We start from the raw sequence: 7114 nt of genomic DNA on the forward strand, positions 1-7114 counted from the left end.
TCTCGCCTACTCCTCGCCCTCGAGCTTTTCGCTCGCCTCGAGCCACGCCATCTCCAGCTCGTCCATGGCGGCGTGAGCCTCGTCGATCTTTGCCTGCTGCTCGCCGAGCGCCGTGTAGTTGGTGGGATCGACCTGGGCCATGGCGGCCTCGGCCTCCTCCACGCGGGCGCGCTGCGTCTCCATCTTGCGCTCGAGCGAGCTCACCTCGCGGCGGAGCTTCTGACGCTCGGCGTTGGAAAGGCCGTTGGGCTGACCGCTCGACTTGGGCTTGTCGGCAGCAGCCGCCGCACCGGTGTCGAACGTGCCGGTCTTAGCGCTCGGCGCGCCCACGGGCTCGCCCTCGGCGGTAGCGTTGCACAGGCGCAGGTACTGGTCCACGCCGCCGGGCATATGCGTCAGATGGCCATCGAGCAGTGCCCACTGTTGGTCGGTCACGCGCTCCATCAAAAAGCGATCGTGTGTCACCAGGATCAGCGTGCCGGGCCAGCCGTCCAGCAGGTCCTCGACAATCGCGAGCATGTCGGTATCCAGGTCGTTGCCCGGCTCGTCCAGGATGAGCACGTTGGGCTCGTCCAGAATCGTCAGCAACAGCGACAGGCGACGGCGCTGGCCGCCCGAAAGATCGCCGATGCGGCTCCAGAGCTGCTGCGTCGTAAAGCCCAGACGTTCGCAGAGCTTCTCGGGCGAAGTCTCCTTGCCGTCGATGACGTAGTACTTCTTATAGTTGCCGAGCACCTCGCGGATCGTGTCGCCCATGTAGGGCTTGAGTTCCTCGAGCTGCTGCGACAGCACGCCAAAGCGCACTGTCTGGCCAATCTTCACGCGGCCGCGCGTGGGTTCAATCTTGCCCTGGATCACGTCGAGCAGCGTCGACTTACCGGCGCCGTTCTCGCCCAAAAGGCCATAGCGGTCGCCCGCACCAATGAGCCAGGTCACATCGGTGAGCACCTGCTTGGGCGCGCCGTCGGTATCGGCATAGCCGGCATCCACGTCGACCACATCGATAACCTGCTTGCCCAAGCGGCTCACGGCCAGGCGCTTGAGCTCCAGCTCGTCACGCACGGGCGGCACGTCGGCGATCAGCTCACGAGCGGCATCCACGCGAAACTTGGGCTTGGTGGAACGAGCCTGGGCACCGCGGCTCAGCCACGCGAGCTCCTTGCGCGCCATGTTGCGACGGCGCTCCTCGGTAACGGCGGCCATGCGGTCGCGCTCCACGCGCTGCAGGATATATGCGGAGTAGCCGCCCTCGAAGGGATCGACCTGGCCGTCGTGGACCTCCCACATGCTGGTGCAGACCTCGTCCAAGAACCAGCGATCGTGCGTGACCACGAGCATGGCGCCCTGACCGCGCTGCCAGCGAGCCTTAAGATGGCGTGCAAGCCAGTTGATGGTGCGCATGTCCAGATGGTTAGTGGGCTCGTCGAGCATGAGCACGTCGTAGTCGCCGATCAACAGGCGCGCGAGGTCCACGCGGCGGCGCTGGCCACCCGAAAGCTCGCCCACCGTGCCCTCCCAGGGCACATCGCTAATGAGACCGGCGAGGATCTGGCGCGTGCGGGGGCTCGACGCCCACTCATACTCGGGCGTGTCGCCCACGACGGCATGGTGCACGGTGTCGGTGTCGACAAGCTGGTCCTTTTGGCCGAGCAGGCCGATCGTGGTGCCGCGACGATGCGTCACGCGGCCGTCGTCGGGCTCCAGCGTGCCGGCGAGCACGCTCAGCAGCGTCGACTTGCCGTCGCCGTTTTTACCGACAATACCAATACGGTCGCCCTCGCCCACGCCGAGCGTCACGCTATCGAAAATATGCTTGGTGGGAAACTCTAGGCTGACGGAATCGCATCCCAAAAGAATCGCCATATGCCCTGCTCCTTCGTAGAAATTCAACGTTGTCCATAATAGCAGCGAAAAGGCGGGCCGCACACGACACAAAAAGGCGGGCCATCTCCCAAAAGAGATGACCCGCCTCTCCAATCAGTCCCGTGGCAACCGTGGCCGCCGCGGGCCTCAAGCATGTCCCGGACTAGGAGAACATGCCGGTGAGGTAATCATTCAGCCGCTTATCCTTGGGCCGTTGGAAAATCTCGTCAGTCTCGTCGTACTCGACCATATCGCCCATGTAGAAGAACGCCGTGCGGTTGGACACGCGCGACGCCTGCTCCATGTTGTGCGTCACGATAACGATGGCGCGGTCGGCCACGATCGATGACATGAGGTCCTCGATCGCCAGCGTCGAGATGGGGTCGAGCGCCGAGCAGGGCTCGTCGAACAGAATCACGTCGGGGTTGAGCGCCAGCGTGCGCGCGATGCACAGACGCTGCTGCTGGCCGCCCGAAAGCGCGTAGGCGCTCTTGTCGAGCTTGTCTTTGACCTCGTCCCAAAGCGCCGCGCCGCGCAGGCTTTCCTCGACCATGCGGTCGAGCTCGTCGCGGTCGGTGATGCCGTGGCGCCTAGGCGCAAACGTGATGTTGTCGCGAATGGACTTGCGGAACGGGTTGGGCTGCTGGAACACCATGCCAATGGAACGGCGCAGCTCGTAGGTGTTTTCGGTCTTGGTGTTCACGTTGCGCCCGCGATAGTTGATCTCGCCCTCCACGCGGCAGCCGCGAATCTCGCGATTCATGAGGTTGAGGCTACGCAAGAAGGTCGACTTACCGCAGCCCGAAGGCCCGATGAGCGCCGTGATCTCGCCCTTGTGAAAGTCGAGCGACGTATTGTGCAGTGCATGGTGGTCGCCATAGTACACGTTGACGTCCTTGGTGGAGAGCACGACCTCGTCGCTCACGGCCTTGCCGCTCGCGCGCACGCGCTTCTCGCTCTCCCCCACGCTCGACAAAAAGTCCTGGGTCTCGGACGATGCCGCCTCAGTTGCGGGCGTTGCATTTATCTCGCTCATTCGGCCGTCATCTTCCTTGCCAGTTGTTTGCCCACGATACGGGCGACTACGTTAAACAGCAGCACGCAAATCATCAGCAGCGCCGCGGTGCCCCAAACGATCTGCTGGGCCTCGGGGCTGCCCTCGCCATAGATCTTGTAGATGTGCACGGCGAGCGACTCACCGGGGCGGAACACGTTCCAGGCGCAGGTGGGGCTCGACAGGTTAAAGCTCAAGAAGTTCAGACGCACCGGCGAGCTCATGCCCGAGGTAAAGAGCAGCGCCGCGGCCTCGCCAAAGACGCGGCCGGCCGAAAGCACGATGCCGGTCACGATGGCGGGCATGGCCTCGGGAATCAGGATGTGCAGCGTGGCCTCCCAGCGGGTAAGGCCCATGGCCAGGCATGCATCGCGCTGGGCCTGTGGCACGTCCTCGAGCGCCTGCTGAATCACGCGCACCAGAATGGGGATATTGAACATGGTGAGCGCGACGGCGCCGGAGATGATGGAGTACTTCCAGCCCAGCTGCACCGAGAACACCAGGAAGCCAAACATGCCGACGACGATGGAAGGCAGCGAGGACAGCGTCTCGATGGCGGTAGAGGCGATGTCGCGGATAGGGCCGTTCGGCGCGTACTCAACCAGGAAGACCGCTCCGCCTAGGCTGATGGGCACCGAGATGATCAGAGTGATCAGCAGCAGGTAGAACGAGTCGAACAGCTGGTAGAGCACGCCGCCCTGCGTTCCGTTGGCACGCGACGGCTCTGTGAGAAAGCCCGGCTGGAACAGCGTCGAGATGTCCTCGAACAGGATATAGGCCACCATGGAGATGACGATGAGCATGACGATGGCGACAATCGCCGTCAGCACGCCCGTGGCGATGCGATCCTGCTTTTGGACACGCCCGAGCCTCGCCTCGTCGATGTGGATGCGCGTGCTAGCCACGAGCCTTCGCCCCCTTGCGGCCAATGAGATGGATGATCAGGATGAAGATGAGGCTCATGCCCATCAGCAGCAGACCGAGTGCCCACAGGACGTCGTCCTGGGCCGAGCCCTCGGCGTAGACCGCCATGGACGTGGTGAGCGTGGTGGTGATGGTCGAAGCCGGCGACAGCAGCGACGTCGGCATGGCCTCGATGCCGCCGATGACCATGCGCACGGCGAGCGTCTCGCCAAAGGCGCGGGTCATGCCCAAGATAACCGCGGTCATGAGCGACGGCATGGCGGACTTGAGCACCACGTGCCAGATGGTCTGCCAGCGGGTGTAGCCCAGCGCGAGCGAGCCCTGTCGGTAGCCGTCGGGCACGGCGCGCAGGCCATCGACCGAAAGCGTGGTCATCGTCGGCAGAATCATGACCGCCAGCACGATGGCGCCGGGCAAGATGCCCAGGCCCGTGCTCACGTGGAAAACGCTCTTCATAAGACCGACGACCACGTGAAAACCGATCAGGCCAAAGACGACCGAGGGGATGCCGGTCAAAAGCTCAATAAGCGGCTGAAAGACCTTGGAACCAAATTTGGGTTGGATCTCGACCGCAAAGATGGCGGAGCCGATGGCGATGGGCAGCGCGATGAGCGTGGAGAGCACCATGACCGCAAACGAGGTGACAATCAGGGGCAGGGCGCCGGTGTAAGGCAGACCGTTTTCGGCTGTGTTGGCCAGGTCCCACTTGGTGCCGGTGAAAAACTCGACGACCGAGACGCCGTCCTTGACAAAAGCCGAGAGGCCCTTTTGGGCGACCATAAAGATGAGCGCGGCCACGACAAGCGTCACGAGCGCTACGCACGCGCCCGTGACGCCCAGGCCCACGTTCTCAAGGTCGCGCTTTGGCAGCTGTTTTGCCATTGCAAACCTTTCCGGGGCGATTACTTATTTAGCAGAGACCTTGCCGCTGGCGTCCTTGACGACCTTCATGGCAGAGACGGGGATGAAGCCCTGCTCCTCGACGAGCTTGCCCTGGACGTCGTCGGAAAGCATGAACTCCAGGAAGGCCTTGGTGGCCTCGTCGGCGTCCTTGGAGCAGTACATGTGCTCGGTAGCCCAGATCTTGAAGGAGTCGTCGGTGACGTTTGCGCTCTTGGGCTCCACGCCCTCGACCTTGATGGCGTTGAACTTGGAGTCATCGAAGTGCGAGAAGTCGAGGTAGGAGATGGCATTGTCGGTGCTGCCCATCTGAGTCTGAACGTCGCCGGACTTGTCGAGCTCGGCGTCGCCCTTAAAGTCGACAGCCTCGTCGCCAAAGACGGCAGCCTCGAAGGTGGCGCGGGTACCGGAGCCGGCCTTGCGGTTGAGAACGACGATAGTAGCGTCGTCGCCGCCGACCTCCTTCCAGTTGGTGATCTGGCCAGAGAAGATGCCCTTGAGCTGCTCGAGGGACAGATCGTCGACCGTCACGTTCTTGGAAACGACGGGGCCCATGCCCACGACGGCGACCTCGTGGTCGACGAGGTTCTTGACCTGGTCGGCCTCGAGCTTGGTCTCGGCGAAGACGTCGGAGTTACCGATGGTGACGGTGCCGGCGGCGACAGCGGTCAGGCCCTTGCCCGAACCGTTACCCGAGCCGGAGACGGAGACATCGGGGTTGGCGTCCATGAACTTCTCGGCAGCGGCCTCGACGAGAGCCTGGAACGAAGAGGCACCGTCGTAGGTCACCTCGCCGGAGACGGACTCGGCAGCAGCGGCGCTACCCTTGTCGGCGGCATCGGATGCGCCGGAGCCGCCGCACCCAACGAGACCGAGACCGACGATGCTGGCAAGACCACCAGCGAGGCCGAGGAACTGACGACGAGAATAAGCCTGATCGAGCATGATCTTCCTTTCATACATGCGATTCGCGGGCACCCTGCCCGCTTTGCTGTTTGGAAAGATACGGCCTCGATCGGGCAGTGCCCGCGCCAACTGCGGTTTTTTACGGGCATCTGATAGACCCTTACCGCAAGCGCAGCACGGCCTTTACAAACGAATAACAATCCAGCGCCGAACATGGCGCACCTTTTACACCAGAGGAAGGTAGTTGTTGGGGACGTTCTTAAACGACTAGTCGTTGGGGACGTTCTTGTTTGACTAGTCATTTAAGAACGTCCCCAAGGACTACCTTGGAAACCCCACAGGTTGAGCATAAGTCAGACACTATGACCCAATCCAGGGGCACGGAAACGACAGGAGCCCCCGCTCGTGACCGCGGGTCGGGGCTGCGACAATGTTGTTGAAGTGCCAGAGGCGCAGCCGCGCCGCAACGAGGTTGGGAGGCTCCCGTGCCTAGATATTCTACCGCCTTCGGAATGGACGTACACCTCAGGTCCACCACCGTCTGCGCGCTCGACGCGGAGACGGGCGAGGCCGTGACGAGGAGGTTCCGCGGCAACCCCTGGGGCGAGGTCGCGGAGTGGATGTCGGGCTTCCCCGGCCCGTCGCTCGCCGCCTACGAGAGCGGCTACCTCGGCTTCGCCCCGCAGAGGGAGCTCTCCGGGCTCGGCGTCGACTGCGTCGTCGCGGCCGTCTCCAAGGTCCCGAGGTCGGCGGCAGACTTCTCGTCCAAGAACGACCGCAACGACGCGGCCAGGATGGCCAAGGCGATACTGTCGCACGATATCTCCCCGGTATGGGTGCCGTCCCCCGAGATCGAGGGGCTCAGGGACCTCGCCGGGGCCCACGACGCGGCGACCGCGAGGCTCGCGGCGGCGAAGCAGCGGCTCCTGGCGTTCCTGGCCCGCCGTGGCTACGCCTACGGCGGCACGACGCCGGCCGGAAACCCCCGGAGGTACTGGACGTACGACTTCCTCAGGTGGCTCGACAAGGTCCGGCCCGCCGACGACGGCGGCATCCGGGCGCTTGCGGCGCTGAGGAACGAGGTCGAGGCGGCCGCCGAGACGCGCGACGACCTCCTCGCCGAGTACAGGGCCGCCGTCGCGGCGGGCCGCCTCTCGGCGGAGGTCGAGGCGCTCCAGTCGATCAAGGGGTGCGGGTTCGCGCTCGCCGCCGCCTTCGCGTCCGAGGTCGGCGACTTCTCGAGGTTCCGCTCCGGCAGGCAGGTGACGTCCTACTTCGGCCTCGCCCCGAAGCAGAGGTCGAGCGCGGACTCCGTGCGCCTCGGCGGGATCAGCGGGGCCGGCAACGCGCTCGTCAGGAGGCTGGCCGTCGAGGGGTCCTGGAGCTACGTCCAAGCGAGCCACCAACCGAAGCTGATGCCCAAGGGCAGCGGCGTCCCGCTCGAGGTGAGGATGCACGGGAGGAAGG

General features: G+C 64.1%; 6 protein-coding genes. 1 reads left to right on the plus strand and 5 read right to left on the minus strand.

Annotated elements, in window-relative coordinates; all coding sequences use genetic code 11:
- Positions 1–6: 6 nt before the first annotated feature.
- The 5 genes from ABHR75_RS04500 to ABHR75_RS04520 form a co-directional block, all read right to left on the minus strand.
- Positions 7–1863: an ABC-F family ATP-binding cassette domain-containing protein gene (locus tag ABHR75_RS04500; protein ID WP_138112852.1), complete on the minus strand. Its 1857-nt coding sequence runs from the start codon at positions 1861–1863 to the stop codon at positions 7–9.
- Between the two features lie 163 nt (positions 1864–2026).
- Positions 2027–2899, minus strand: coding sequence for a phosphate ABC transporter ATP-binding protein PstB (gene pstB, locus ABHR75_RS04505; protein WP_217495625.1), 873 nt, complete (start codon positions 2897–2899; stop codon positions 2027–2029).
- A complete protein-coding gene (gene pstA, locus ABHR75_RS04510) occupies positions 2896–3822 on the minus strand; it encodes a phosphate ABC transporter permease PstA (RefSeq protein WP_175406058.1) in 927 nt (308 codons plus the stop codon). The genes pstB and pstA overlap by 4 nt, the downstream gene beginning before the upstream one ends.
- Positions 3815–4723: a phosphate ABC transporter permease subunit PstC gene (gene pstC, locus ABHR75_RS04515; protein WP_138112856.1), complete on the minus strand. Its 909-nt coding sequence runs from the start codon at positions 4721–4723 to the stop codon at positions 3815–3817. Before pstC ends, pstA begins: the two co-directional genes overlap by 8 nt.
- A 24-nt stretch (positions 4724–4747) precedes the next feature.
- Complete coding sequence (locus ABHR75_RS04520) at positions 4748–5686, minus strand: phosphate ABC transporter substrate-binding protein (protein ID WP_138112858.1); 939 nt, start codon at positions 5684–5686, stop codon at positions 4748–4750.
- Between the two features lie 446 nt (positions 5687–6132).
- Between ABHR75_RS04520 and ABHR75_RS04525 the strand changes: the two genes are divergently transcribed.
- Positions 6133–7114: IS110 family RNA-guided transposase (locus ABHR75_RS04525; RefSeq protein WP_346963747.1), on the plus strand; the 982-nt coding region annotated here is incomplete at its 3' end.

Source organism: Collinsella aerofaciens (assembly GCF_039752955.1).
Taxonomy (GTDB): domain Bacteria; phylum Actinomycetota; class Coriobacteriia; order Coriobacteriales; family Coriobacteriaceae; genus Collinsella; species Collinsella aerofaciens_BI.